General features: G+C 43.0%; 27 protein-coding genes and 1 other annotated feature. Of the genes, 22 read left to right on the top strand and 5 right to left on the bottom strand.

Annotation, left to right across the window (positions count from 1 at the left end; translation table 11 throughout):
* Positions 1-69 precede the first annotated feature (69 nt).
* The 17 genes from sigH (at position 70) to BLU58_RS09465 (ending at position 18,202) form a co-directional block, all read left to right on the top strand.
* A complete protein-coding gene (gene sigH, locus BLU58_RS09545) occupies positions 70-732 on the top strand; it encodes an RNA polymerase sporulation sigma factor SigH (protein ID WP_072332884.1) in 663 nt (220 codons plus the stop codon).
* 235 nt (positions 733-967) lie between these two features.
* A complete protein-coding gene (rpmG, locus tag BLU58_RS09540; protein WP_072332881.1) occupies positions 968-1,117 on the top strand; it encodes a 50S ribosomal protein L33 in 150 nt (49 codons plus the stop codon).
* Positions 1,118-1,152: 35 nt separating this feature from the next.
* On the top strand, positions 1,153-1,380 hold the full coding sequence (gene secE / locus BLU58_RS09535) for a preprotein translocase subunit SecE (RefSeq protein ID WP_176786592.1): 228 nt from the start codon (positions 1,153-1,155) through the stop codon (positions 1,378-1,380).
* Positions 1,381-1,434: 54 nt separating this feature from the next.
* On the top strand, positions 1,435-1,968 hold the full coding sequence (gene nusG / locus BLU58_RS09530) for a transcription termination/antitermination protein NusG (RefSeq protein WP_072332878.1): 534 nt from the start codon (positions 1,435-1,437) through the stop codon (positions 1,966-1,968).
* 158 nt (positions 1,969-2,126) lie between these two features.
* Positions 2,127-2,552: a 50S ribosomal protein L11 gene (gene rplK / locus BLU58_RS09525; RefSeq protein WP_072332875.1), complete on the top strand. Its 426-nt coding sequence runs from the start codon at positions 2,127-2,129 to the stop codon at positions 2,550-2,552.
* An 88-nt stretch (positions 2,553-2,640) separates the two neighbouring features.
* Positions 2,641-3,339, top strand: coding sequence for a 50S ribosomal protein L1 (gene rplA, locus BLU58_RS09520; protein WP_093291987.1), 699 nt, complete (start codon positions 2,641-2,643; stop codon positions 3,337-3,339).
* Between the two features lie 59 nt (positions 3,340-3,398).
* Positions 3,399-3,519 (top strand) — a sequence feature (ribosomal protein L10 leader region).
* A 22-nt stretch (positions 3,520-3,541) separates the two neighbouring features.
* Positions 3,542-4,054, top strand: coding sequence for a 50S ribosomal protein L10 (gene rplJ, locus BLU58_RS09515; RefSeq protein ID WP_093291986.1), 513 nt, complete (start codon positions 3,542-3,544; stop codon positions 4,052-4,054).
* Between the two features lie 77 nt (positions 4,055-4,131).
* Positions 4,132-4,494, top strand: a complete 363-nt coding sequence (rplL, locus tag BLU58_RS09510; RefSeq protein WP_093291985.1) for a 50S ribosomal protein L7/L12 — start codon at positions 4,132-4,134, stop codon at positions 4,492-4,494.
* Positions 4,495-4,564: 70 nt separating this feature from the next.
* Positions 4,565-5,164 carry a class I SAM-dependent methyltransferase gene (locus BLU58_RS09505; protein ID WP_093291984.1) on the top strand — a complete coding sequence of 200 codons (600 nt, stop codon included), beginning with the start codon at positions 4,565-4,567 and terminating at the stop codon, positions 5,162-5,164.
* 267 nt (positions 5,165-5,431) lie between these two features.
* The gene (rpoB, locus tag BLU58_RS09500; protein ID WP_176786591.1) at positions 5,432-8,983 is read left to right on the top strand and encodes a DNA-directed RNA polymerase subunit beta; all 3,552 of its coding nucleotides are present in this window, start codon (positions 5,432-5,434) and stop codon (positions 8,981-8,983) included.
* Positions 8,984-9,057: 74 nt separating this feature from the next.
* Complete coding sequence (rpoC, locus tag BLU58_RS09495) at positions 9,058-12,666, top strand: DNA-directed RNA polymerase subunit beta' (RefSeq protein WP_093291982.1); 3,609 nt, start codon at positions 9,058-9,060, stop codon at positions 12,664-12,666.
* 97 nt (positions 12,667-12,763) lie between these two features.
* A complete protein-coding gene (locus BLU58_RS09490) occupies positions 12,764-13,012 on the top strand; it encodes a ribosomal L7Ae/L30e/S12e/Gadd45 family protein (RefSeq protein WP_093291981.1) in 249 nt (82 codons plus the stop codon).
* A gap of 153 nt (positions 13,013-13,165) precedes the next feature.
* A complete protein-coding gene (gene rpsL / locus BLU58_RS09485) occupies positions 13,166-13,579 on the top strand; it encodes a 30S ribosomal protein S12 (RefSeq protein ID WP_093291980.1) in 414 nt (137 codons plus the stop codon).
* Between the two features lie 47 nt (positions 13,580-13,626).
* Entirely contained in the window at positions 13,627-14,097 is a 471-nt protein-coding gene (gene rpsG, locus BLU58_RS09480; RefSeq protein WP_072332850.1) for a 30S ribosomal protein S7, read from the top strand.
* 44 nt (positions 14,098-14,141) lie between these two features.
* Positions 14,142-16,217 carry an elongation factor G gene (gene fusA, locus BLU58_RS09475; RefSeq protein ID WP_093291979.1) on the top strand — a complete coding sequence of 692 codons (2,076 nt, stop codon included), beginning with the start codon at positions 14,142-14,144 and terminating at the stop codon, positions 16,215-16,217.
* 114 nt (positions 16,218-16,331) lie between these two features.
* A complete protein-coding gene (gene tuf / locus BLU58_RS09470; RefSeq protein WP_093291978.1) occupies positions 16,332-17,519 on the top strand; it encodes an elongation factor Tu in 1,188 nt (395 codons plus the stop codon).
* A gap of 236 nt (positions 17,520-17,755) precedes the next feature.
* The gene (locus tag BLU58_RS09465) at positions 17,756-18,202 is read left to right on the top strand and encodes a hypothetical protein (RefSeq protein WP_093291977.1); all 447 of its coding nucleotides are present in this window, start codon (positions 17,756-17,758) and stop codon (positions 18,200-18,202) included.
* A 176-nt stretch (positions 18,203-18,378) separates the two neighbouring features.
* Here BLU58_RS09465 and BLU58_RS09460 read toward each other — a convergent pair whose 3' ends face one another.
* The 5 genes from BLU58_RS09460 to BLU58_RS09440 are packed head-to-tail and all read right to left on the bottom strand — an operon-like array spanning position 18,379 to position 22,271.
* Positions 18,379-19,251 (bottom strand): ATP-binding cassette domain-containing protein, encoded by an 873-nt coding sequence (locus BLU58_RS09460; RefSeq protein WP_176786590.1) that lies wholly within the window; start codon positions 19,249-19,251, stop codon positions 18,379-18,381.
* On the bottom strand, positions 19,251-19,667 hold the full coding sequence (locus BLU58_RS09455) for a GntR family transcriptional regulator (protein WP_093291975.1): 417 nt from the start codon (positions 19,665-19,667) through the stop codon (positions 19,251-19,253). The genes BLU58_RS09460 and BLU58_RS09455 overlap by 1 nt, the downstream gene beginning before the upstream one ends.
* Positions 19,668-19,683: 16 nt before the next feature.
* Entirely contained in the window at positions 19,684-20,391 is a 708-nt protein-coding gene (locus tag BLU58_RS16435; protein ID WP_093291974.1) for a hypothetical protein, read from the bottom strand.
* 12 nt (positions 20,392-20,403) lie between these two features.
* Complete coding sequence (locus BLU58_RS09445; RefSeq protein ID WP_093291973.1) at positions 20,404-21,528, bottom strand: ABC transporter permease; 1,125 nt, start codon at positions 21,526-21,528, stop codon at positions 20,404-20,406.
* The gene (locus BLU58_RS09440; protein WP_093291972.1) at positions 21,525-22,271 is read right to left on the bottom strand and encodes an ABC transporter ATP-binding protein; all 747 of its coding nucleotides are present in this window, start codon (positions 22,269-22,271) and stop codon (positions 21,525-21,527) included. The genes BLU58_RS09445 and BLU58_RS09440 overlap by 4 nt, the downstream gene beginning before the upstream one ends.
* A 188-nt stretch (positions 22,272-22,459) precedes the next feature.
* Here BLU58_RS09440 and BLU58_RS09435 point away from each other — a divergent pair, with 188 nt between their 5' ends.
* The 5 genes from BLU58_RS09435 to rplC all read left to right on the top strand — a co-directional run bounded on the left by BLU58_RS09435 (position 22,460) and on the right by rplC (position 25,561).
* Positions 22,460-22,846, top strand: coding sequence for a GntR family transcriptional regulator (locus tag BLU58_RS09435; RefSeq protein WP_093291971.1), 387 nt, complete (start codon positions 22,460-22,462; stop codon positions 22,844-22,846).
* Positions 22,843-23,541, top strand: a complete 699-nt coding sequence (locus BLU58_RS09430) for an ABC transporter ATP-binding protein (RefSeq protein ID WP_093291970.1) — start codon at positions 22,843-22,845, stop codon at positions 23,539-23,541. The genes BLU58_RS09435 and BLU58_RS09430 overlap by 4 nt, the downstream gene beginning before the upstream one ends.
* The gene (locus BLU58_RS09425; protein WP_093291969.1) at positions 23,538-24,260 is read left to right on the top strand and encodes a hypothetical protein; all 723 of its coding nucleotides are present in this window, start codon (positions 23,538-23,540) and stop codon (positions 24,258-24,260) included. Before BLU58_RS09430 ends, BLU58_RS09425 begins: the two co-directional genes overlap by 4 nt.
* Before the next feature lie 329 nt (positions 24,261-24,589).
* Positions 24,590-24,898 (top strand): 30S ribosomal protein S10, encoded by a 309-nt coding sequence (rpsJ, locus tag BLU58_RS09420; protein WP_093291968.1) that lies wholly within the window; start codon positions 24,590-24,592, stop codon positions 24,896-24,898.
* Between the two features lie 33 nt (positions 24,899-24,931).
* Positions 24,932-25,561: a 50S ribosomal protein L3 gene (gene rplC / locus BLU58_RS09415; RefSeq protein ID WP_093291967.1), complete on the top strand. Its 630-nt coding sequence runs from the start codon at positions 24,932-24,934 to the stop codon at positions 25,559-25,561.
* Positions 25,562-25,563 lie beyond the last annotated feature (2 nt).

The following is a 25,563-nucleotide window of genomic DNA, read 5'->3' as shown; positions in this document are numbered from 1 at the left end:
ATTTTGTTTCATTTCAGATATAATAGCCTTACATGCGGTTTACATGCTACTTTTGCCGGGGGGATCGCAGTGAGTGTAGACCTACAAACAAGTAATGCTATTCAGTATGAGAAGGTAGTCGAGTACAAAACATTACCAGATGAAGAGCTGGTTGAGGAAGTTCGGATTGGATGCCAAGAAGCCCTCGAATACTTAATTCATAAGTATAAGAACTTTGTTAGAGCAAAAGCTCGCTCCTATTTTTTGATTGGGGCAGACCATGAAGATATTGTGCAAGAAGGCATGATTGGCTTGTATAAAGCAATACGTGATTTTCGTGGGGACAAGCTAGCCTCGTTTAAAGCTTTTGCTGAGCTTTGCATAACCAGACAAATCATCACCGCCATCAAAACAGCAACTCGTCAAAAGCATATTCCGCTTAATTCTTATGTCTCATTGGACAAGCCTAGCCACGATGATTCGGATCGTACACTATATGATACGCTCACCGGTGGCAGGCTAAATCCAGAAGAGATTTATATTAATCAAGAAGAATATAGCGATATCGAGGATCAAATTTCCCAAATTTTAAGTGACCTCGAGCGAAAAGTGTTGATGTTATACTTAGATGGGCGAAGCTACCAAGAAATCGCTGTGGACCTAAACCGTCATGTAAAGTCCATCGATAATGCGCTACAACGTGTGAAAAGGAAACTAGAACGTTACTTAGAAGTAAGAGAAATCTCTCTATAACAGTGAAAATAACGAATGAAATAAAAAACAGGGGACCAGCCTGTTTTTTATTTCATTCGACAAAAAAGGACAAATTCCTTTTTTTGTTTCTACCAAGAAAATTTGGCCCATAATGGTAAGAAGTAGGCTTTCATTGACAGAGGATGCGAGGTTATGATAAATTAACTTGGGTGTTTTCTAATCATTTACCATCATGATTTGATCGGACTGATATTTGTAGGGGAGGTGTTTTTCAATGCGCGTAAACATCACTATGGCTTGCGTAACTTGCAAAATGCGCAATTATGCGTTGACCAAAAACAAGCGTAAGCATCCAGATCGTATGGAGTTGAAGAAGTATTGCCCTCGTTGCAACACTCATACTGTTCATCGTGAAACCAAGTAATAACTTCTTCCTTAAGGAAAGATGGGGGTGACAATATGACTTTTCTTGCTAATATCGGACGTGGTATCAAGAAAAGCGTGGGCGGTACTGTGGGTTTCTTTAGCGGTAGCGTTCAAGAGCTCAAACGTGTTCGTTGGCCATCTCGTAAGGAAATGGTAAACTACACACTGGTCGTTGTATCTACTGTTGTTGTTCTAACCATCTTTTTGTTCCTAGTTGATTTAGGGATTATTGAGGTATTGAATTTGATTCCAAAAAAATAGATTGATTTGAATCGATTGTCGTAAGGGGGGACAGGGTAAGCTACCCTGGATTACATGGAAAAGAATTGGTATGTCGTTCACACGTATTCCGGCTACGAAAACAAGGTAAAGACAAACCTAGAGAAACGCATCGAATCAATGGAGATGCAGGATAAGATTTTTCGCGTACTCGTTCCCATGGAAGAAGAGACGGAACTGAAAGATGGTAAGAAGAAGACTGTCATGCGAAAAGTGTTTCCTGGGTATGTCCTAGTCGAAATGGTCATGACAGACGACTCTTGGTATGTAGTAAGGAATACACCAGGTGTAACCGGCTTTGTTGGTTCTTCTGGTGCTGGTTCGAAACCAACACCCCTTTTACCAGACGAGGTTCAGGTCATTCTTGCTTCGATGGGCGTAGAAGAAGCTCAGATCATCGTAGATTACGAGGTCGGGGAATCGGTACGTGTGAAAGAGGGTCCATTTGCAGGTACGATTGGACTAATCGAAGAAGTCGATGCCAAAAATGGTAAGTTGAAGCTGCTAGTCAACATGTTCGGTAGAGAAACACCAGTAGAACTAGAATATTTCCAAGTGGAAAAAATTTAACATCAGGAAAAACTTTTGTTTCTCCTGAAAGTATGATAGATTGTTATAGTTATTACCCAGCCGCGTAAGGCGGAACAGAAGCGTTGATTCGCTTGCTGTGATCGTGGGAGGGGAATTCCCCGCAAAATACCACATTGTGTTGAAGGAGGTAGTTAGCGATGGCCAAGAAAGTCTTTAGAGTGGTCAAGCTACAAATCCCTGCTGGCAAAGCTAACCCAGCGCCACCTGTTGGACCAGCTCTCGGAGCAGCTGGTGTTAACATCATGGGATTCTGTAAAGAATTTAATGCTCGTACTGCTGATCAAGCAGGTATGATCATTCCTGTGGAGATTACTGTATTTGAAGATCGTTCATTCACCTTCATTACAAAAACTCCACCAGCTGCAATTCTCTTGAAAAAAGCTGCTGGAATCGAATCCGGTTCTGGAGAGCCTAACAAGAAAAAAGTAGCAACGGTTAAACGTGATAAAGTTCGCGAAATTGCTGAAACAAAAATGCCGGATCTAAACGCAGCTGATGTTGAAGGCGCTATGCGTATGGTAGAAGGCACTGCCCGTAGCATGGGGATCGTCATCGAGGACTAATAAACGTCTTCGTTGCCTAGGCTCTCTGCCACGATTGTCTAGGTAAGTGGGAGGATCATCCGTTACAACCACGAAGGGAGGAATTGAAGTGGCTAAACATGGTAAAAAGTACTTGGAAGCTACCAAGAAAGTAGATCGTCTCAAACAATACGATATAGCCGAAGCGCTTACTCTCGTAAAAGAACTTTCTACAGCTAAATTTGATGAAACGGTTGAAGCTGCATTCCGCTTAGGTATTGATACCAAAAAAGCAGATCAACAAGTGAGAGGTGCCGTTGTGTTGCCACATGGTACTGGTAAAACTCAACGCGTTCTTGTTTTTGCTAAAGGCGAGAAAGCAAAAGAAGCTGAACTTGCTGGAGCGGATTATGTAGGTGATGAGGATCTCATCAACAAAATCCAACAAGGTTGGTTCGACTTTGATGTTGTTGTAGCAACTCCTGATATGATGGGTCAAGTAGGTCGCCTAGGTCGTGTACTCGGACCAAAAGGTCTTATGCCAAACCCAAAAACAGGCACAGTAACATTTGAAGTCGAAAAAGCAATCAATGAGATCAAAGCGGGTAAAATCGAGTACCGTGGGGATAAAGCAGGTATTATTCATGCTCCTATCGGAAAAGTGTCCTTCACAGAAGCACAACTCGCTGAAAACTTGCAAGCTCTTGCTGATGCTCTTATGAAGGCGAAACCAGCGGCTGCGAAAGGCACTTACATGAAGAGTGTAACCGTTTCTTCGACCATGGGTCCTGGGGTTTCGGTTAACGCACTTCGCTTTTCTGGTCGTTAATAAATAGATTTGGCTTTTATTTGACAAAGGCTTACAGTTTCTAGTAAACTGATAAAGCTGATTGAAATCGAATAGAACCGTAGACAGTAGGAGTGCGAGAAGCACTTAATGTTTCCTACCGAGGTGTTTTAATAGAACCCTTGGCCTTCGACTGTCTACGAAGGCTTTTCTTTTTCCTACAACTCGTAAGGAGGTGTCCCCTATGTCCAAAGCAGTTGAACAGAAAAAACTAGTGGTAGCAGATATCGTTTCTAAACTAGAACGTAGCAAAACGACTGTAGTTGCTGACTACCGCGGTTTAACTGTAAAACAAACAAACGAACTTCGCAAAGAATTGCGTGAGGCTGGTGTAGAGCTTCAAGTTCTGAAAAACACGATGACTCGTCGTGCTTCTGAGCAAGTTGGTTTGAGTGAACTTGGCGAGTACTTGACTGGTCCAAGCGCGGTTGCGTTTAGCTATGATGATGTTGTAGCGCCGGCTCGTGTTCTTCATAAGTTTGCAAAAGATAACAAAGCGTTGGAGATTAAAGGTGGCGTAGTAGAGGGGAAAGTAGTTGGCTTAGAAGATATCCAAGCTCTTGCTGAACTTCCATCTCGCGAAGGTCTTCTTTCCATGCTTCTCTCTGTTATGCAAGCTCCGGTCCGCAATTTTGCGCTTGCTGTTAAAGCAGTTGCCGATAAAGACGGAGAAGCTCCAGAAGCTACTGAGGCGTAAGGGTATATTCCTTTCGCTCAAATGTGATTGACGTATGATGAAACTTTACTGATAAATTTACTGGGAGGTATAACTCAATGTCTAAAGAACAAATCATTGAAGCGATTAAAACTATGAGCGTTCTAGAATTGAACGATCTTGTAAAAGCAATTGAAGAAGAATTTGGTGTAACTGCAGCAGCACCTATGGTAATGGGTGGCGGAGCAGTAGCAGCTGAAGCAGCAGCGAAAACTGAGTTCGATGTAATCCTAACCAGCGCTGGTAGCAGCAAAATCAACGTAATCAAAGCAGTTCGTGAAATCACAGGCCTTGGCTTGAAAGAAGCGAAAGCACTTGTTGATGGAACACCTGCTCCAATTAAAGAAGGCATTAGCGAAGATGATGCAAATGCTATCAAAGCAAAACTTGAAGAAGCTGGTGCTAACGTAGAAGTTAAGTAATTAACTTTTCGTTCCGGTTTGACCCGTCGTCATCGGTCGGCGGGTCATTTCTATATAGGAGGCTGTCTAGATGAGTGATCATTACTACTCGAAGAATCCTACCTCTAAAAAAGAGGAACGCGATTTTGAAGTGATGGTTCGAGGAGAAAAGTTGTCCTTTCAGACAGATGCAGGTGTATTTTCGAAGAAAGGGCTAGACTTTGGCAGTCGATTTTTGATTGAATCGGTAGACTTAGAAGGGATTCGGCATCTGCTTGATCTAGGTTGCGGTTATGGCCCAATTGGTTTATCGATTGCAAAAATGAATCCTAATATCCACATTACGATGGTTGACATAAATGAACGTGCTGTTGAACTTGCGAAGAAAAATGCTGTGTATAATCGACTCTCCGAGCGAGTGAACATTTTCGTTAGTGATCGATTCGAAAAAGTAGCTGGCATGAAGTTTGACTGTATTTTATTGAATCCACCGATTCGAACAGGAAAGGCAGTTATTTACCAGATGTTCGCTGAGGCAAAAAAACATCTACATGACTCCGGTTCGTTTTGGATTGTGATTCGTAAGCAACAAGGTGCAGAGTCAGCATGTACAGAATTACATGATCTATTTCCGTCTGTGGAAGTAGTGGAACGAAAAAAAGGGTACTGGGTAATTCGGGCTGGTTTCTGAGAAAATTTGTAAACATCGTTGACAAACGAAATCGGCGTGTGCTAGTGTTATAAAATGCAGAAAGTCTAGTTTAGATGATATTTCCTGCATTTTTTTGTGCCATTACAGGAAAACTAGTGAGATTTGTTTAAATATGGAAATCACTGGTTAAGATAGGAAAATAGACTACTTTATAGTTAAAAATGTGGTAATTCGACCCATTTTTCTTTTTTCGCTTTTATCCTTAGTACGCAATCAATTGCGTCAGGATCCGAGGGGGGAATTTGTTTGGCTGGTAAACTTGTCCAGTACGGTCGGCGGCAAAGAAGAAGTTATGCCCGCATTGAAGAGGTATTAGAATTACCCAATCTTATTGAAATTCAACAAAAATCATACGAGTGGTTTTTAGAGGAAGGCCTTCGTGAGATGTTTCATGACATTTCACCGATTGAGGACTTTACGAAAAACCTCGTATTGGAGTTTGTTGACTACAGTTTGGGAGAACCCAAGTACAACGTAGAACAAGCGAAAGATAATCAGGTTACCTATTCGGCTCCACTCCGTGTAAAAGTTCGTCTGATCAATAAAGAAACAGGCGAAGTGAAGGAGCAGGAAGTCTTTATGGGTGATTTCCCGCTCATGACAGAAACGGGTACGTTTATCTACAACGGAGCGGAACGTGTCATTGTCAGCCAGTTGGTTCGTTCACCTAGTGTGTATTATAACACGAAAGTCGACAAAAACGGTAAGCCAACTTACACAGCTACAGTGATTCCGAATCGCGGTGCATGGCTGGAGTTGGAAACCGACGCGAAGGATATTATTTATGTGCGGATTGATCGCACAAGAAAAATTCCTGTGACGGTTCTTTTGCGTGCGTTAGGCTTTAGTTCTGATGCTGAGATCATTGATCTACTAGGTGATGACGAGTATGTACGCAATACGTTAGATAAGGACAACACAGGCAACACCGAAAAAGCGTTAATTGAAATCTATGAGCGTCTTCGTCCAGGGGAACCACCAACGGCAGATAATGCTCGTAGTCTTCTATTCTCTCGTTTCTTTGATCCAAAGCGCTATGATTTAGCAAGCGTAGGTCGTTACAAGATGAATAAGAAGTTACACATTAAAAATCGCTTATTAAATAAAAAGCTAGCAGAAGCAATCGTTGATCCTGAAACAGGTGAGATTTTAGCAGAAGCAGGCACGGTGCTCGAGCGCCGAGTGCTTGATAAACTATTACCAGCTTTAACAGGTGAGAGTCCATACGGTCTAACAGAAACGACCGTACGTGGCGGAGTTCCTGATGAAGGTCCAATCCATTTACAATCGATTCATATTTTCTCTCCGATCGATGAAGAGAAAGTAATAAAAGTGATTTCCAATGCAGAAATTGATATGTCTGTGAAAAATATCACACCTGCTGATATCATCTCCTCGATTAACTACTTTGTGAACCTCTTGCACCGTGTAGGGGATACCGATGATATCGATCACTTGGGGAATCGTCGTCTACGTTCTGTTGGGGAGCTGTTGCAGAATCAGTTCCGCATCGGTTTATCCCGTATGGAGCGTGTGGTTCGTGAGCGGATGTCCATTCAAGATGCGAATGCGATCACACCGCAAGCATTGATTAATATCCGTCCGGTTATCGCTTCGATTAAAGAATTTTTTGGTTCTAGCCAGTTGTCTCAATTTATGGACCAAACCAATCCACTCGCTGAATTGACTCATAAACGTCGTCTATCGGCACTAGGACCTGGTGGTTTGACTCGTGAGCGTGCGGGCTTTGAAGTTCGAGACGTCCACCATTCTCACTATGGTCGTATGTGCCCGATTGAAACTCCGGAGGGTCCGAACATTGGTTTGATCAACTCCTTATCTAGCTTTGCTCGTATTAACAATTATGGCTTTATCGAAACGCCGTATCGTCGAGTAGATCCAGATACGAACCAAGTAACAAACGAAATCCATTATCTGACTGCAGATGAAGAGGATAACTACTATGTAGCTCAGGCAAATGCAGAAATTGATGAAGAAGGAAACTTCCTCACTAATACCGTTATCACTCGTTATCGTGATGAGCTATTAACGGTTACGAGAGATCGAATCGATTACATGGACGTATCTCCCAAACAAGTTGTTTCGGTGGCGACAGCGTGTATTCCATTCTTGGAAAACGACGACTCCAACCGTGCTTTGATGGGTTCTAACATGCAGCGCCAAGCGGTACCATTATTGGTTCCTGAATCTCCATTTATCGGTACAGGTATGGAGCATAAAGCAGCGGCAGACTCTGGTGTTATGATCCTAGCAAAGAATCCGGGTACAGTTGAGCGCGTTACAGCTAACGAGATTTGGGTTCGTAAGGAACAAGTATTAGATGGTCGTCTCGTAAAGGGTGACTTGGATAAATATAAATTGACCAAGTTTTCTCGTTCCAACCAAGGTACTTGTATTAACCAACGCCCTGTGGTTAGCAGAGGTGAGAAAGTACTAAAAGGTGCTGTTCTCGCTGATGGTCCATCTACCGAACAAGGGGAAATGGCTCTCGGTCGAAACGTCGTCGTGGCCTTTATGACTTGGGAAGGTTACAACTACGAGGATGCGATTCTCTTAAGTGAGAAACTCGTGAAAGAGGATGTCTATACTTCGATCCATATTGAAAAATATGAATCAGAAGCGCGAGACACCAAGCTAGGTCCAGAGGAAATCACGCGTGATATTCCAAACGTGGGTGAAGATGCTCTGCGGAATCTGGACGAGCGTGGAATTGTTCGTGTCGGTGCTGAGATTAAAGTTGGAGATATCTTAGTAGGGAAAGTAACTCCAAAAGGGGTAACGGAACTTACGGCTGAAGAGCGTCTTTTGCATGCAATCTTTGGTGAAAAAGCACGTGAAGTTCGCGATACATCGCTCCGCGTACCACACGGTCAAGATGGAATTATCGTGGATGTGAAAGTGTTTACTCGTGAAAACGGCGATGAATTACCACCGGGAGTAAATCAACTTGTACGTGTTTACATTGCGCAGAAGCGTAAGATCTCTGAAGGGGATAAGATGGCGGGACGTCATGGTAATAAAGGGGTTATCTCACGGATTATGCCGGAAGAAGATATGCCATTCTTGCCGGACGGTACCCCTGTACAAATCGTCTTAAATCCTCTAGGTGTTCCTTCGCGGATGAACATCGGACAAGTTTTAGAAGTCCATCTCGGTATGGCGGCAAAGTCACTAGGACTTCATATGGCTACCCCAGTATTTGATGGTGCTCGTGAAAATGAGGTATTTGATGCCTTAGAAGAGTCCGGCGGGGATCGCGATGGAAAAACGATGTTGTATGATGGACGAACGGGCGAAGCGTTTGAAAACCGTGTAACAGTTGGGGTCATGTATATGATTAAGCTTGCGCACATGGTTGATGATAAGATCCATGCTCGTTCTACGGGTCCATACTCTCTCGTTACTCAGCAACCATTGGGTGGTAAAGCTCAATTTGGTGGTCAGCGTTTCGGGGAGATGGAGGTTTGGGCGCTCGAAGCATACGGTGCGGCGTACACACTACAAGAAATCTTGACTGTTAAGTCGGATGATGTAGTGGGTCGTGTGAAGACGTATGAAGCGATTGTCAAGGGTGAAAATGTACCAGAACCTGGTGTTCCTGAATCATTCAAAGTACTGATCAAAGAACTTCAATCTCTCGGTATGGATGTAAAGATTCTTGCTGAGAACGAAGAAGAAATCGAGATGCGTGAGTTGGACGAAGATGATGAGCCAGGCAATGAAAGGCTTCACTTTGATCTAGAAAGTAGTGATGAAGGACCTCGGTCCGTTTCGTAGTCCTAGATGTGGAGAGGTGAGCCGGTAAGCGTCACTTCTCCGGCTAGGAGGAACCCAGAGGGAGGAATGCCCACATGCTCGATGTGAATAACTTTGAGTATATGAAGATCGGTCTGGCCTCGCCAGAAAAAATTCGCTCTTGGTCTCGTGGTGAGGTTAAGAAGCCAGAAACAATTAACTACCGTACATTAAAGCCAGAAAAAGAGGGGCTTTTCTGTGAGAAAATCTTTGGTCCTACGAAGGACTGGGAGTGTCACTGTGGGAAGTACAAACGCGTTCGTTATAAAGGTGTTGTCTGTGACCGTTGTGGTGTAGAAGTAACCAGACAAAAAGTCCGTCGCGAACGTATGGGGCACATTGAGCTAGCTGCTCCTGTTTCTCATATTTGGTACTTCAAAGGAATTCCTAGCCGTATGGGTCTGGTTCTCGATATGTCTCCACGTTCGTTGGAAGAAGTAATCTACTTTGCTTCCTATGTGGTTGTCGATCCAGGTCAAACCCCACTTGAGAAAAAGCAACTTTTATCTGAGAAAGAATTCCGTAGCTATCGTGAAAAATATGGTAATTCTTTTGTGGCGAAGATGGGAGCAGAAGCGATTCGTCGTTTGCTTGCTGATATCGATCTCACGAAAGAAGTGGATAGTCTCAAAGAAGAGTTGACAACGGCTCAAGGACAGCGTCGGAATCGTGCTGTAAAACGTTTGGAAGTACTAGAGGCCTTCCGTAGTTCTGGTAATAGACCAGACTGGATGGTTCTCGATGTATTACCTGTTATTCCGCCAGAGCTGCGTCCAATGGTGCAGTTAGATGGAGGGCGTTTTGCAACATCTGATTTAAATGATCTCTATCGTCGTGTGATTAACCGTAATAACCGTCTGAAACGTTTACTTGATCTAGGAGCGCCGGATATCATTGTCCAAAATGAAAAACGGATGCTTCAAGAGGCAGTTGATGCACTGATTGATAATGGTCGTCGCGGTCGTCCTGTAACAGGTCCTGGTAACCGCCCACTCAAATCCCTTTCCCACATGTTAAAAGGGAAACAAGGTCGTTTCCGTCAGAACTTGCTTGGGAAGCGGGTAGACTACTCGGGTCGTTCTGTAATCGTGGTAGGACCGAATCTTAAGATGTATCAATGTGGTCTCCCAAAAGAGATGGCACTGGAGCTCTTTAAACCATTCGTAATGAAAGAGTTAGTCTCAAAAGGCCTCGCTCACAACATTAAGAGTGCAAAACGAAAAGTAGAACGGGTTCATCCAGAAGTATGGGACGTTTTAGAAGAAGTTATTCGTGAACATCCTGTTCTCTTGAACCGTGCACCTACGCTTCACCGTCTTGGAATTCAAGCATTTGAGCCGATTTTAGTAGAAGGTCGTGCGATTCGTCTACATCCACTCGTATGTACTGCGTATAACGCGGACTTCGACGGGGACCAAATGGCGGTTCACGTACCCTTATCTGCAGAAGCTCAGGCGGAAGCTCGCTTATTGATGCTAGCGGCACAAAACATCTTAAACCCCAAAGACGGCAAACCTGTTGTAACACCTTCGCAGGATATGGTACTAGGTTGCTACTACCTTACGATGCAAAAAGAAGGCGAAAAGGGCGAAGGCTCTGTTTTCCAATCCATTGCAGAAGCGATTAACGCTTATCAGCATGGGTATGTAACGTTGCATAGTCGTGTTGCCATCCAGGCGAAAACATTGAAGAAAACCTCCTTCACAGAAGCGCAAGAAGGTGCATTGCTGGTAACCACTCCCGGTAAGTTGATTTTCAACGAAGTTTTCCCAGAAGAATTTCCGTATATCAATGAACCTGGTAAAAAGAACTTTGTTCAAACAAGTGATCAGCACTTTATATTTGAAAAAGGTATAAATGTTCGTGAGTTTATTCAATCACTACCGGATCCAGGTGCATTACGGAAAAAGGATATGGGAGCGATTATCGCAGAATGTTTCCGTCGTTTTGGGACGATGATGACTTCTGTCATTCTAGATAAAGTGAAACAACTTGGGTATACCTATTCCACACGTGCCGGTATCACGATGGCTGTATCAGATGTAAACGTTCCTGCTGCAAAATACGATATTTTGAAAGAAGCAGATCAACAAGTAGATGCAGTCGTGAAGCAATATCGTCGTGGATTGATTACCGATGATGAGCGTTATGAACGTGTTATTTCCATCTGGAGCAAGACAAAAGATCGTGTAACGGAGGTCTTGATGAAGAACATGGGTAAATATAACCCAATCTTCATGATGGCTAACTCAGGTGCGCGGGGTAACGTTTCACAGATTACCCAGCTTGCAGGGATGCGCGGACTCATGGCGAACCCAGCTGGTAAGATTATTGAGCGTCCGATTCGCACGAACTTCCGTGAAGGCTTGACCGTATTAGAGTACTTTATCTCTACTCACGGAGCACGGAAAGGTTTGGCGGATACCGCTCTTCGTACAGCTGACTCTGGTTATCTCACAAGACGTCTCGTAGACGTAGCTCAGGATGTCATTGTTCGTGAAAATGACTGTGGAACGGACCGCGGTCAGCGAGTATCTCGCATTCATGATGGCAATGAGATCATCGAGGAATTATTTGATCGTATCGTAGGTCGTACCGCTTTTGAGACCGTGAAACACCCAGCCGATGGCCATGTGATTGTGGATCGTAACGAATTGATCACAGAAGAACACGCCGAAGAGATTGTAGAGGCGGGGATTGAGAAAGTAGTCATTCGTGCTGTTCTAAGTTGCCGTACTAAGCATGGAGTTTGTAAGAAATGTTATGGACGTAACTTGGCACTTGGTACACAGGTGGAGATTGGTGAGGCAGTCGGGATTATCGCGGCTCAATCGATTGGTGAGCCTGGTACTCAGTTGACGATGCGTACCTTCCATACTGGTGGGGTAGCGGGCGACGATATTACGCAAGGTTTACCTCGTATTCAAGAGCTATTTGAAGCTCGTAACCCGAAAGGTCAAGCTGTTATTAGTGAGATCACTGGTAAGGTAACGGATATCCGAGAGGTAAAAGATCGTCGTGAAGTAGAAGTGGAAAATGATGTAGAAAGCAAAGTACACTCCATTCCATATGGCTCCAGACTTCGTGTATCTGTTGGCGATGTAGTCGACTTTGGTGATGAGCTTACGGAAGGTTCAATTGATCCAAAAGAACTGCTTCGTGTCAAAGGGGTGCATGGTGTTCAAAGTTATATCTTGCAAGAGGTACAAAAAGTATACCGCTTACAAGGGGTAGAAATTAACGACAAGCACGTAGAGGTTATGATTCGCCAGATGATGAGAAAAGTACGAATTACGGATGCAGGTCAAACCGTTCTTCTACCAGGTTCCGTGGTAGATATACATGAATTTGAAGCCGCAAACCGTGATGTACTCCTCCGTGGCGAAGAGCCTGCTGTTGCACGTCCGCTCTTGTTAGGTATTACCAAAGCATCCCTTGAAACAGAATCCTTCCTATCGGCTGCTTCCTTCCAAGAGACGACCCGTGTTCTAACGGATGCGGCAATCAAAGGAAAAGTGGACCGCTTGCTAGGTCTGAAGGAGAACGTTATTATTGGTAAGCTAGTTCCTGCTGGTACGGGTATGTCTCGTTACCGCAATCTACAGGTGAAGATGGCGAATGAAGTAAATGATCTTCGAGCGTCTGATTCCGTGCTCATCGACTAGAGTAGATAGAAATACAATCTTGTTGACATTGTGAATAACGGGTGGTAAGATACATTCGTGTGCTTGGAACGTTTCACTTTGGAGGGCTGATGACTTGATGTCTTATGAAAAAGTGAAAGTAGCAAAAGCAATGGCGATTGGAACCAAGCAAACGAAAAAGGCCATTGAGAATTTGTCTGCTGTAGAAGTGATTCTAGCAGATGATGCAGATCAAAAGATTCAGCTCTTGATCTTCTCTATGTGCCAGGCTCGGGGAATCCCTGTTGTGCGCGTGCTTTCGATGAGGGAGCTAGGTAAAGCGTGTGGCATCGATGTCGGTGCAGCAACAGTAGCGATTTGCAAATAACGATGAAACACTTGAGATGAATTGGGTCGAACTGCATGTATCCTAGGCAATCATGCAGTTCGTCTCCCCTTATTTGTTCTCATGGATGTTTTTTACTCTTCTACGATCCGCCTGGATCTGTGGACTTACAAGATAAGCAGGGGGGTGCCAAAGATGCCAACAATTAACCAGTTGATTCGTAAAGGTCGTACTGACAAAGTGAAAAAGTCAAAATCTCCAGCTCTTCAGTACACTTACAACAGCATGAAAAAGGACATTGTTCTACAAAGTTCTCCACAAAAACGTGGTGTATGTACTCGTGTGGGAACGATGACTCCGAAAAAGCCAAACTCCGCGTTGCGTAAATATGCTCGTGTGCGTTTGACAAACGGTACAGAGGTAACTGCTTACATCCCGGGAATCGGTCACAACTTGCAAGAGCATAGTGTTGTACTCATTCGTGGTGGTCGTGTAAAAGACTTACCAGGGGTACGTTACCATATCGTACGTGGTGCACTTGATACTGCAGGTGTGAACAACCGTAACCAAAGTCGTTCCAAATATGGTACAAAGCGTCCTAAGAAATAATGTATTTATCAATTTATATTAACTACTTATAAGAAGGAGGGAAAAGCATGCCACGTAAAGGCCCAGTACCTCGCCGTGATGCACTTCCAGATCCAATATACAACAGCAAGTTGGTTACTCGTTTAGTCAACCGTCTGATGTACGATGGAAAAAAAGGAAAAGCGCAAACTATTTTGTATGATGCTTTTAACCTAATCCAACAACGTTCTGGTAATGACCCAATGGAAGTTTTTGAGCAAGCTCTTAAAAACGTAATGCCAGTACTTGAAGTAAAGGCTCGCCGTGTAGGTGGTTCTAACTATCAAGTACCTGTTGAGGTAAAACCAGAGCGTCGTACAAGTCTTGGACTACGCTGGTTGGTAAGTTATGCACGTCTGCGTAACGAAAAAACCATGGAAGAACGTTTGGCGAATGAAATTCTTGATGCAGCAAACAACTCTGGTTCTGCTGTGAAGAAAAAAGAAGATGTTCACCGTATGGCGGAAGCAAACCGCGCGTTTGCACATTACCGCTGGTAATTATAATTGTTTATCTGTTTGACAGATGAAGGGAGAAATTCCAGATGGCACGTGAGTTCTCCTTAAAAGATACACGGAATATCGGGATCATGGCTCATATCGATGCTGGTAAAACTACTACTACTGAGCGTGTTCTTTTCTATACCGGTCGTGTACACAAAATTGGTGAGGTGCATGAAGGTGCAGCTACCATGGACTGGATGGAACAAGAACAAGAGCGCGGAATTACGATTACTTCCGCTGCTACCACTGCACAGTGGAATGGCCACCGTATCAACATTATTGATACTCCTGGTCACGTAGACTTTACCGTTGAGGTTGAGCGTTCCCTACGTGTACTCGATGGAGCTGTAGGTGTATTCTGCGCTAAAGGTGGCGTAGAACCACAATCTGAAACTGTATGGCGTCAAGCTGACCGTTATGGTGTTCCTCGTATCGCTTATGTGAATAAGATGGACATCTTGGGAGCTGACTTCTACGGTGCTGTAGAGCAAATGCGTGAGCGCCTTGGTGCAAACGCAGTACCAATCCAACTTCCAATTGGTTCTGAAGATAAGTTCCTTGGGATTGTGGACTTGGTAACCATGAAAGCCCTTATTTATACCGACGACTTGGGAACTACCTCTGAATCAGGGGAAATCCCAGCTGAGTTGAAGGATAAAGCGGATGAGTATCGTACGATATTGGTAGAAGCTGTAGCAGAACTTGACGAAGCGCTAATGGAAAAGTACTTGGAAGGTGAAGAACTCACTGAAGAGGAAATTGTAAAAGCACTTCGTAAAGGTACATGTGAAGTGAAAATTACACCTGTTACCTGTGGTTCTTCTTACAAGAACAAAGGCGTTCAACCTTTATTAGATGCTGTAGTGGCATATATGCCATCTCCACTCGATGTTCCTGCGATCCAAGGTCAGTTGCCAGATGGTACTGAAGCGGCTCGTGAATCGAGCGATGAAGAGCCATTCTCCGCTCTTGCATTTAAAATCATGACAGACCCATATGTAGGGAAACTTACATTCTTCCGCGTTTACTCTGGGACATTAGAGTCAGGATCTTATGTTTTGAACTCTACTAAAGAGAAGCGTGAACGTGTAGGTCGGATTCTTCAGATGCATGCGAACTCCCGTGAAGAGATTAGCAGAGTATATGCTGGAGACATCGCAGCAGCAGTAGGTCTTAAAGATACGACTACTGGTGAAACTCTCTGTGATGAGAAAAATCCGATCGTACTTGAATCGATGGAGTTCCCTGATCCAGTAATCGAGATCGCAATCGAGCCAAAATCGAAAGGCGATCAAGATAAAATGTCTATCGCATTGACCAAGTTAGCAGAAGAGGATCCAACTTTCAAAGCTTGGACCGATGAAGAAACAGGTCAAACGATCATTGCTGGTATGGGTGAGCTTCACCTCGATATCATCGTGGACCGTATGAAACGTGAATTCAAAGTAGAAGCGAACATCGGTGCACCGCAAGTAGCCTACAGAGAAACGTTCCGTACTGCTGCGAAAGTCGAAGGAAAATTTGTTCGTCAGTCCGGAGGTCGTGGTCAATTCGGTCACGTCTGGGTTGAATTTGAACCAATGGAAGCTGGCGAAGGCTTCGAGTTTGTGAACAAAATCGTCGGTGGTGTTGTTCCGCGTGAATACATCCCTGCGGTTCAAGCTGGTATCGAAGAGTCTATGAAAAATGGTGTTCTTGCTGGATTCCCATTAGTAGACGTTCGTGCTAGACTTGTAGATGGATCTTATCACGATGTTGACTCCTCTGAGATGGCATTTAAGATCGCTGGATCGATGGCGCTAAAAGCTGCGAAGTCCAAGTGTAACCCTGTTATTTTGGAGCCGATGATGAAAGTCGAAGTAACGGTTCCTGAAGAATACATGGGTGACATCATGGGTGATGTCAGCTCTCGTCGTGGACGGGTAGAGGGCATGGATGCTCGTGGTAATTCTCAAGTAGTACGTGGTATGGTTCCACTATCTGAGATGTTTGGTTATGTAAATAGCCTACGTTCTCGTACACAAGGTCGTGGTACTTTCTCTATGGTATTTAGTCATTATGAAGAAGTACCAAAGAGTGTCGCAGAAGAGATTATTAAAAAGGCTTCTGGTAACTAATTTAACAAGAACCTGGTAGAGTGTCACCCCGATCACTTTACCAGATTCCTATACATCTTTTTACCAAAATCAAAAACCAAAATACTTATTTCCTTATCTGAGGAGGATTTTATCATGGCAAAAGCCAAGTTCGAGCGTAATAAGCCACACGTTAATATTGGTACAATTGGTCACGTTGACCACGGTAAAACAACATTGACTGCTGCAATCACAACTGTATTGGCTCAAAAAGGTGGAGCAACTGCTACCGCTTACGACCAAATCGATAAAGCACCAGAAGAGCGTGAGCGTGGAATCACCATCTCTACTGCACACGTTGAGTATGAAACAGACAACCGTCACTACGCACACGTTGACTGCCCAGGACATGCTGACTATGTGAAAAACATGATCACAGGTGCTGCGCAAATGGACGGAGCGATCCTAGTTGTTTCTGCAGCTGACGGTCCAATGCCTCAAACACGTGAGCATATCTTGCTATCTCGTCAGGTAGGCGTACCTTACATCGTTGTATTCATGAACAAAGTAGACATGGTTGACGATGAAGAGCTACTTGAACTAGTTGAAATGGAAATTCGTGAACTTCTTTCTGAGTACGAATTCCCAGGCGATGATATCCCAGTAGTAAAAGGATCTGCTTTAAAAGCACTTCAAGATCCAGGTAGCGAGTGGGCTGATCGTATCGTTGAATTGATGAACGAAGTTGATGCTTACATCCCAGAACCAGAACGTGCTACAGACAAGCCTTTCTTGATGCCAGTAGAGGACGTATTCACTATTACTGGTCGTGGTACCGTTGCTACCGGTCGTGTAGAACGTGGAACCATTAAAGTGGGCGACGAGATCGAAATCATCGGTCTTACTGAAACTCGTAAGTCCATCGTAACCGGTGTTGAGATGTTCCGTAAACTTCTTGACTCCGCAGTTGCAGGTGATAACATCGGTGCTCTTCTTCGTGGTGTAGACCGCAAAGACATCGCTCGTGGTCAAGTACTTGCTAAAACTGGTTCTGTGAAACCACACACCAAGTTTAAAGCACAAGTATACGTATTGAGCAAAGAAGAGGGCGGACGTCACACTCCATTCTTCTCTAACTATCGTCCACAATTCTATTTCCGTACAACTGACGTAACGGGTGTTATCCAGCTTCCTGAAGGTACTGAAATGTGTATGCCTGGCGACAACATCGAAATGACTGTTGAACTTATCGCTCCAATCGCAATCGAAGACGGTACACGTTTCGCTATCCGCGAAGGTGGACGTACTGTTGGTGCTGGTGCCGTAACAACCATCATCGAGTAGTCTTTGCTTCGTAAACGATGTTTGACTATCCTTAATAAGAAAAAGCCTTATAGTCTGATCCGGACAGACTGTAAGGCTTTTTTTGTATTGAAAAATAGGTGAATCGAGGGGGAGAAATGCACTTCCATTTTCATTCTATTCTCATATGATAGCAGGGAACAATGGTAGTATCATTTAAAGCTAACATATAGAAATATGCCCTCTATGTTCAAAAATCATATAGGGGGAATTTGAGGATGGCCCACTTGGTGGATATTCGGTATGATCAATATGGAAGCACGACACCTGGAGGATCTTCTACGCCAATTTCTACAAGTGGAACTGCCCCAACACGAGTTGCAACAGTTAGATTCCCTCAAATTTGTGGAGCAAATCTAATAGAGTTAGATGGAATTATTCATGTGAATAATGATAATACGAATGTTACAAGTACCCAATATGTAACAGTGGAAATTAGAAGAGGCGCTTTGTTGATCTATCAAGCTAATATTGAAATTGATGGAGAAGCTGTAGATGATTATACGTTTGTCACATTCAAGCATATTGACCCATTACTTTCCAGATGTATGGACAATGTAGAATATACTCTATCTATTCATGCAAATGTATCCAATATGTTTTTCCACACCCCTGTTAACTTTACAGCCAAGAGATATTTAATTGATAATAACGTAGGTCAATAATCAAGGATATCTTTACGTTTACTACACTATCCTTCATATAGAGGTACCGCCGCTTGTAGCCGTTGATGTGGCCTATCATATGAGAATTGCCTTACAGAAGAGAAGCCTTATGGTCTGATCCGGACAGACCATAAGGCTTTTTAGGATAAGGGTGCGATTGATGTGGAGTTGAATAATCATTTGGCTATCATGTTTGTTTGTATTGTTTTATACATCCATTCCAGAATCTCATTCATCTGCATAACGTTGTATCGATAATCGATTTGTTTTAATTCGAGGATGGATCGTGTTTTAGAGAGGTCCTGAGTGATCCATTGGGTCATACTTGATGGGATAGTCGTTACGACCTCTTCTGGAGGAGAGATTGCAGTTTGATTCGAGATCCATACATACGCCCATTGACCTAATTCTTCATCTTTCTCAAAGGACCGAACCTGCTTTCCCAGATGGATGAGTGTGATATGATCCATTAGCTTATTAATCTCATCTACATCATGAGACGCAAGTAGGATCGATCGCTCTGAATTCTCCATCCAATTTTGTATCGATTCGTATAAGGCAGTTTTGGATAGAAAGTCTAGACCATTAGATGGTTCATCTAGGAGTAATAGATCAGACTCTGTAGACATAGCGAGACTGATTAAAAGTTTTCGCTTATTCCCTGTGGATAGCTTTTCATAGGGTATATGTAACTCAAAATCAAATTGCTTCACAAGCTGTTGCATTTGATTCTGATTCCATTTGGGATACCAATGATGATACCAAGAGATTAGGTCATTTCCAGTCCAGTAAGGGGATGCTTGATAATGGCTTGGTACATAGGCGATCCGCTTTTCTGATTGTTGTAATTCGGCGATAGGCTTTCCGAAGATAGTAATCTGGCCAGAGTCGCGATGTTCTGCTCCAGAAACCATCTGTAGAATGGTACTCTTTCCTGAGGCATTTGGTCCAACTAAACCGGAAATGATTCCCGGTTCTACTGATAGGTTAATAGGACCGATCTCTCTGTTTGGATATGTTTTCTCTAATTGATGGGTTGTTAGGAGCATCAAGTATCCTCCTCTGTTTTCTCTAGGTGCCATTTTTGAAACGAATGGAGTTGCTTCATAAAAATGGTCTCTACTTTTTCAGGAGAAGCATGAATTCGTTTTAGAAATAGGAAAAGTTCTTGAATCGCTTTTTCGATTTCTTTTTGTTGTGCTGAAGGCACGTCAATCTCTTCAAGCGAGGAGACGAAGGTGCCACGTCCTTGCTTGACAACGATTAAGCCCTTTTGTTCTAGTTCTTGATAAGCACGTTTGGTTGTAATGATACTACAAGATAAGTTAATAGCTAGAGCGCGAATCGAAGGAAGTGGGCTCCCGGGAGGTAGTTGCCCGCTTAGGATGAGCTGACTCAGTTGATCTTGTATCTGTTGATAGATCGGCATGGGATGATCTAATTTGACTTGGATAGGTAGTTGCATGTTGTTTGCTCCCTCCCTATTTGAGGCGAACGTATTGAATCATCGATTGTGTTGCGAAATACAAGATTACTAGTGAAGCGAAGAACAGGGTGACACAACCAGTGTTCGTAAGTGAGCTCGCTCCAGTAGCCAGCAATTGAATTAGGTGTTGATTATACTTATATTGCAGGATTATTAGAGTAAATAATGGGATCAAATAGATAATGAGTGAGCTCCAGAAAAAAGTTTTATAGGGCAACACGATTTCTGTAATGAGTAAAACCGTGATTAATAGAATTGATATGGCTAAAGAAAGAAGTATCATGGATGTGATATGGGTTTCTGAGAACGGATAGTAGTTTTTTAAGCCGATATAGGTTATGGGTACTAGGATCATTAGGTATATACACCCTACTAGTAAAATACTGAGAAGTCGGCTGTACACGATCGCGTTCGGATGAATAGAAAAGGTGCGAAAGAAGGCTATTTCTCTTCGACTCAAGTCGCTTCCAACGAGCCTATAAGAGGCATGATGGCGCTTTGTATAGTAAGGAAAAGTGATTAAAGATAATAAAAAAACGGTCGTGATCCAAGTCAAAGGGCGTTCTAAGACGCCCTCCTTTTCCGTTATAAAAGTGCTGGCTAGTATTATAAATGCAAAGCAGTTGATTAAAAAGTAAGGGGCTATATGAATCATCGCTCCCGATAAATCCCGCTTTGATAAAAACCAAGCATCTTTCCACATGAAATCCATCTCCTAAAGCATATGTTTTGGTTTTTGAAAGAGAAAGGCTCCGTACGCTACTAGTGCAAGACTTAGAGCAGAGCAGGAAGCAAACGTGATGATGATGTCCGTAAGCCCTACGCTTTGATGAAGGATTTCATAAAGAACGGCATGCACATTCCAAAGCGGAATCCAGAATAGATAATTCGGTAACTGGGAACCGCTTTGTTGCATGATGATAAAGGTTCCTGCCATCGCCAAAAACATGAGTGGGCTGATATAGTTTTGTGCTTCTTTAAAACTACGTGCAAATGTACTCATGATAAGTAATAAGGCAGATATAACGAGTACATAGAAGAAAATACAAAGTGCAAAGCCGATCAATGGAACGGTTCCGATAGAAGCTAGTTGATCAAGCTGAACGGCTGGATGGGTCAAGTATGGCTGGATTCCTAGAACAGAGCCTAAAGAGATTAAGGTGGTTACCATAATCATTCCTGTCACGCCGATCCATTTTCCAATCCATAGTTTCCATGTCGGAATAGGTAGTCCGAGTAAGGAGACAATCGTTCGACGTTCTTTTTCTCCGGCAATGGAGTCAATGGCAATCATCATCCCTCCTGAAAGTGGAGTGATTGCGATGAGAATGGAAATCAGGTAGAAGCCAGAAAAGATGTTGGGTGCCCCTTCAGCCGATTTTATTTGTAGCTTAGGTAATTCAGTAGGGGCGATGCTTTTCTGGGCTAGATATTGCTGTAAAAGTTGTTTTTCGATATGGGATTGGAGAGCTGTTTTGTATCCTGAACCATCCGGAATATCTAGCGTCCACAGCTTCGTAGTTCCCGGTTGATCTGTCTCTACTCCTAGGTATGCTGTTAAGTCTCCTTGCTTCATGAGCTTTTTTGCTTCTTCGGGTGACATGGTTTTTAGTTCCAGTTTGCCGGGGGCTGATTTTGTAATAGCCGTTTGTAGTTCCGTAGGTACTTGTGAGCTAACGCCTATTTCCACTTTCTCTTCATCCGATGATTGCATGCGATCCATTAACAGAAAGATTCCCGGGATCAGTAATAGAGGAATCAGGATCGACAGCCAGAGTGTTCGTTTATCTCGAAATTGCTCTATTAATTCCTTCTTCGCAATATGCCACATTAGCTTCATGATGAAATTCCTCCTTGAATCCAATTCCGCAGGATATCCCGCAAGTTATCGGTTTGAAGCTCCTGATAGAGATTGGAAATGGTTCCGTTATAGATCATTTTTCCTTGTGATAAGGTGATAATGTTATCCGTTAAGTGAGTCACTTCCTCTAAGATATGAGTGGAGAAGAGGATGGTTTTCCCAGATTGTTGGAGTGATTTTACTAAGTCTTGAAACGCAAGTGACGCGGCAATATCCAGGCCTGTAGTTGGCTCGTCAAAAAATAGATAGTCTGGGTTATGGATGAGTGTTCGTAAGATAGCGGTTTTCTGTAGATTTCCTTTAGAGAGTTCTCCTGCTTTTTTGTGAAGATGGGGGGTAAGTAGAAGTTGCTCTGCCCACTCATCGATTCGCTTACGGGCGACAGCATCGGGTACATCATAAAATTTTGCAAAATATAAGATGTTCTCATAGGCGGTTAAACGATGATAAAGTCCAGAATCATTGCCAAATAAGAGTCCGATTTGTTTTTTACAAGCGATTGGATTTTGCGATAAGTCTTGCCCTCCAATTTTAATGGAGCCGGTGGTGGGTGTAATAAGTCCAGTTAAAAGTTGAAAGAGAGTAGACTTACCAGCTCCATTTTCTCCGAGTAATGCAATTAATTCCCCCGAGTGTATGGAGATATCCATGTTCTGTAAAGCTTTCGTAGAGCCGTAGTGCTTTGATAGCCCTATTGTCTGGATTGCGACGTTTTGTGACATTTGTTCCCCTCCTGCTAGTTGTGAAATATGTTATAGTCTATATATTTATATATACAGTATGTCGTTTATATCTGTCAATGAAAAGGGTTGACAATATAGTGTGTGGTGTAATACCATACATACAAATAAAGTGTATGGTGTGTAGCCATACTATAGATACAATATAACACAAAGATGCGGTGAAGCTTATGGAGACTCGTGTTGTCGGTTCTTATCGCTTTATCCTTGATTTTTCGCAACCGATCTACGAGCAATTGGTACAACAATTTCGTCAGATGTTAGCAAAAGGGGAGATCGAATTGGGCAGTAAACTTCCTTCTGTTCGTGATTTTGCAGTACAGATGAAAATCAATCCAAGTACAGTAGTCAGAACGTATCAAGAGTTAGAAAGGGATGGGCTTTGTGAGAAGAGACGTGGTCAAGGAACGTTTATCACCTCCTCGGCTAGTCAAGTATCAGAGCTACGGAAAGAGATGGCGGAGGGTGCTCTAGGGTCATTCGTTCGAACCTTACAGATACTAGGTGTTACTCGAGAAGAGGCACAAAAAATGATTGCGGAGGTGGACTGGAAATGAGTGATACGGCTATTCGTTTTCAGGGAGTAGGAAAGTCTTTTAAAGGAAAGAGTGTGTTAGAGAATATTTCATTTACGGTTCCTAGAAGTCAAGTGTATGGGATCTTAGGAGAAAACGGTGCGGGGAAGTCGACGATGTTGAAAATGATGGCCCATCTATGCCTGCCGGATCATGGAGAGATCGAAGTACTAGGGCAAGAGCCTAGTTGGAAATTGTATCAACATATTGCTTATTTATCGGATCGGGCGAAATGGTTTGCTAACTACACGGTTGAAGAAACGCTACAGTTTGGAGCAAGTTTTTATCCCGATTTCCAGATTGAGAAGGCAAAGGAATTAGTTGATTTTTTTCAGCTAGATAAAGGACTAAAGGCAAAAGAGATGTCAAAGGGTCAGGAAGCTAGATTGCAATTTCTACTCTGCTTCGCTCGCGATGTGAAGCTGATGTTGCTAGATGAACCATTCTCTGGAATCGATTTAATGACTCGAGAAAAAATGATTGAGTTAATCATTGACGGTATCTCCGAGAGAGAATTGACATTGGTCATCACAACACACGAGATTAATGAAGTAGAAGGGCTTTTAAATAGGGTAGCGTTTATAAAGGATAAAAAGATTGTGATAGAGGGAGAAGTGGAGAAACTACGCCAAGAGCATGGTTCCCTAAAGGAACTTTATCGGGGGGTATATGCATGAGTACATTTTTAAAACTAGTACGGCATGAGCTGAAATATATATTGCCCAATACTTCTCGAGGGTTAGGAATAAATGCTTTAATTGCTGTGGTAGTATTTTTAGGGCTAACGACTGGTCTTGTGATAGGTCTCAATAATGGCATGCAAACCTTTCAATATCTTAATCAATTTAACGTCTCTGTAATTTTTAGTGCTTTCGGTATAGGTGGTTGGATTATTCAAAAGGAGTTCAAGAAAAATACCGCTTCTTGGTGGCTGACTCTTCCCTATCCACGAGAATTGCTTTACCGAGCAAAAGGGGCCTCTCTTTTACTTTTTTACTTCTATTTTTATATACAACTTTACTTAGTCATCAAAATTTCGTGCATCGTGGCTACGATCTATACAGATAAATGGAATCAGTTTCCGTTAGAGGAGCTCTTCCGAAATGATGAGATCTTTCTCTTGACCAGCTTTCTCTGTGTGATATTAGTGGGCGCTTTCACCACTTCTGTGAGTTTGCTAGCAAGGAAATTTACGAAGACTTCCTTCCTCTTTTGGATTCCATTCGGTACTCTTGTAGGTTCTTTTATGCCTAACTTTTTTAGCGAATTGGTTATGCCGTCCGCAAAGGGAGAAATGATTTCTGTTCCTATCTATCTATGGATTGGATCACCTCTTCTCACAATTTTGTTTTACATTCTTGGTTCACATGTTTTGAAAAAGTATGTGGACTTATAAATGAGTTTATCAAAATAGCTTTTTAACCCGATATACCATTTTCTTCAAACATCCTTGTCATTCCCATTTCAATCTGATAGAATATCACCTGCGGTCTTCTCTATAACTTTACTTACACCGCTTCGCTTACATCATAGAATTTACCTATTAGACAGATGCTTTTTTTCCTTGCATCTGTTTTATATTTTCTATATAATAGCGAATGTTGGTCATGAACAGCGATGAAGCAGAAGGTTGCCGACACACCCGGCCCCTTTGCCATGGCCTAGGTCGGGAGAAATTTCTGCGGAGAAGTTCATTTAAGAAAAATGAGCGAAGGAGGGTTACAAATGGCAAAACAAAAGATTCGCATTCGGCTGAAAGCCTATGACCACCGTGTCCTAGATCAATCAGCGGTGAAAATCGTTGATACTGCAAAGCGTACGGGCGCTAGCGTGTCAGGTCCGATTCCGCTTCCAACAGAGAAATCTGTTTATACGATCTTGCGGGCGGTTCATAAATATAAAGATTCCCGTGAGCAGTTCGAAATGCGCACTCATAAGCGTCTGATCGACATCGTGAATCCTACGCAACAAACCGTAGATGCACTGATGAGATTAGATCTTCCATCGGGTGTTGACATCGAAATTAAATTGTAATACTTAACTTCGATAGGGTAGGAGGTGTACGGCGTGAAAGGTATTCTTGGTAAAAAGATCGGCATGACTCAAGTATTCAATGAAGATGGTACAGTTGCGACTGTAACGGTTGTTGAAGCAGGGCCATGTGTCGTTCTTCAAAAGAAAGAAATCGGTACGGATGGCTATGAAGCAATCCAAATCGGTCTCAAAGAAAAGAAAGAACATCGTGCTACTCGTCCTGAGATTGGACATGCAAAAAAAGCAGGTGTGGCACCACAACATTTCGTAAAAGAAATTCGTGGGGTTGACGTTGCAAGCTACGAGCTTGGAAGTGTTCTAAAAGCCGACTTATTCGCTGCTGGTGAATTTGTAGACGTAGTTGGAACATCCAAAGGTAAGGGCTTCGCAGGTGCGATCAAACGTCATAATCAATCTCGTGGACCAATGAGTCACGGTTCTCGTTATCACCGTGGACCCGGTTCTTTGGGTGCGGTTGCTCCTAACCGTGTATTCAAAGGGCAAACTCTACCAGGTCAAATGGGTCATGAGCGTATTACGACACAAAACCTTGAGGTTGTACGTGTAGACGCTGAAAAGAACCTGATCTTGGTAAAAGGTAGTATTCCAGGTCCTAAGAATGGTTATGTAATTGTTAAATCATCTGTTAAGAAAAGCGTATAACT

It is taken from the genome of Thermoactinomyces sp. DSM 45892 (genome assembly GCF_900107305.1).
In the GTDB taxonomy this organism is placed as follows: domain Bacteria; phylum Bacillota; class Bacilli; order Thermoactinomycetales; family Thermoactinomycetaceae; genus Baia.
This window is presented reverse-complemented; position numbering and strand designations above follow the sequence as displayed.

Coding starts and splice junctions, on each gene's coding strand:
- rpmG (WP_072332881.1), top strand. CDS start 968: ATGCGCGTAAACATCACTATGGCTTGCGTAACTTGCAAAATGCGCAAT.
- secE (WP_176786592.1), top strand. CDS start 1,153: ATGACTTTTCTTGCTAATATCGGACGTGGTATCAAGAAAAGCGTGGGC.
- nusG (WP_072332878.1), top strand. CDS start 1,435: ATGGAAAAGAATTGGTATGTCGTTCACACGTATTCCGGCTACGAAAAC.
- rplK (WP_072332875.1), top strand. CDS start 2,127: ATGGCCAAGAAAGTCTTTAGAGTGGTCAAGCTACAAATCCCTGCTGGC.
- rplJ (WP_093291986.1), top strand. CDS start 3,542: ATGTCCAAAGCAGTTGAACAGAAAAAACTAGTGGTAGCAGATATCGTT.
- rplL (WP_093291985.1), top strand. CDS start 4,132: ATGTCTAAAGAACAAATCATTGAAGCGATTAAAACTATGAGCGTTCTA.
- BLU58_RS09505 (WP_093291984.1), top strand. CDS start 4,565: ATGAGTGATCATTACTACTCGAAGAATCCTACCTCTAAAAAAGAGGAA.
- rpoC (WP_093291982.1), top strand. CDS start 9,058: ATGCTCGATGTGAATAACTTTGAGTATATGAAGATCGGTCTGGCCTCG.
- BLU58_RS09490 (WP_093291981.1), top strand. CDS start 12,764: ATGTCTTATGAAAAAGTGAAAGTAGCAAAAGCAATGGCGATTGGAACC.
- rpsL (WP_093291980.1), top strand. CDS start 13,166: ATGCCAACAATTAACCAGTTGATTCGTAAAGGTCGTACTGACAAAGTG.
- rpsG (WP_072332850.1), top strand. CDS start 13,627: ATGCCACGTAAAGGCCCAGTACCTCGCCGTGATGCACTTCCAGATCCA.
- fusA (WP_093291979.1), top strand. CDS start 14,142: ATGGCACGTGAGTTCTCCTTAAAAGATACACGGAATATCGGGATCATG.
- tuf (WP_093291978.1), top strand. CDS start 16,332: ATGGCAAAAGCCAAGTTCGAGCGTAATAAGCCACACGTTAATATTGGT.
- BLU58_RS09465 (WP_093291977.1), top strand. CDS start 17,756: ATGGCCCACTTGGTGGATATTCGGTATGATCAATATGGAAGCACGACA.
- BLU58_RS09460 (WP_176786590.1), bottom strand. CDS start 19,251: ATGCTCCTAACAACCCATCAATTAGAGAAAACATATCCAAACAGAGAG.
- BLU58_RS09455 (WP_093291975.1), bottom strand. CDS start 19,667: ATGCAACTACCTATCCAAGTCAAATTAGATCATCCCATGCCGATCTAT.
- BLU58_RS16435 (WP_093291974.1), bottom strand. CDS start 20,391: ATGTGGAAAGATGCTTGGTTTTTATCAAAGCGGGATTTATCGGGAGCG.
- BLU58_RS09445 (WP_093291973.1), bottom strand. CDS start 21,528: ATGAAGCTAATGTGGCATATTGCGAAGAAGGAATTAATAGAGCAATTT.
- BLU58_RS09440 (WP_093291972.1), bottom strand. CDS start 22,271: ATGTCACAAAACGTCGCAATCCAGACAATAGGGCTATCAAAGCACTAC.
- BLU58_RS09435 (WP_093291971.1), top strand. CDS start 22,460: ATGGAGACTCGTGTTGTCGGTTCTTATCGCTTTATCCTTGATTTTTCG.
- BLU58_RS09430 (WP_093291970.1), top strand. CDS start 22,843: ATGAGTGATACGGCTATTCGTTTTCAGGGAGTAGGAAAGTCTTTTAAA.
- BLU58_RS09425 (WP_093291969.1), top strand. CDS start 23,538: ATGAGTACATTTTTAAAACTAGTACGGCATGAGCTGAAATATATATTG.
- rpsJ (WP_093291968.1), top strand. CDS start 24,590: ATGGCAAAACAAAAGATTCGCATTCGGCTGAAAGCCTATGACCACCGT.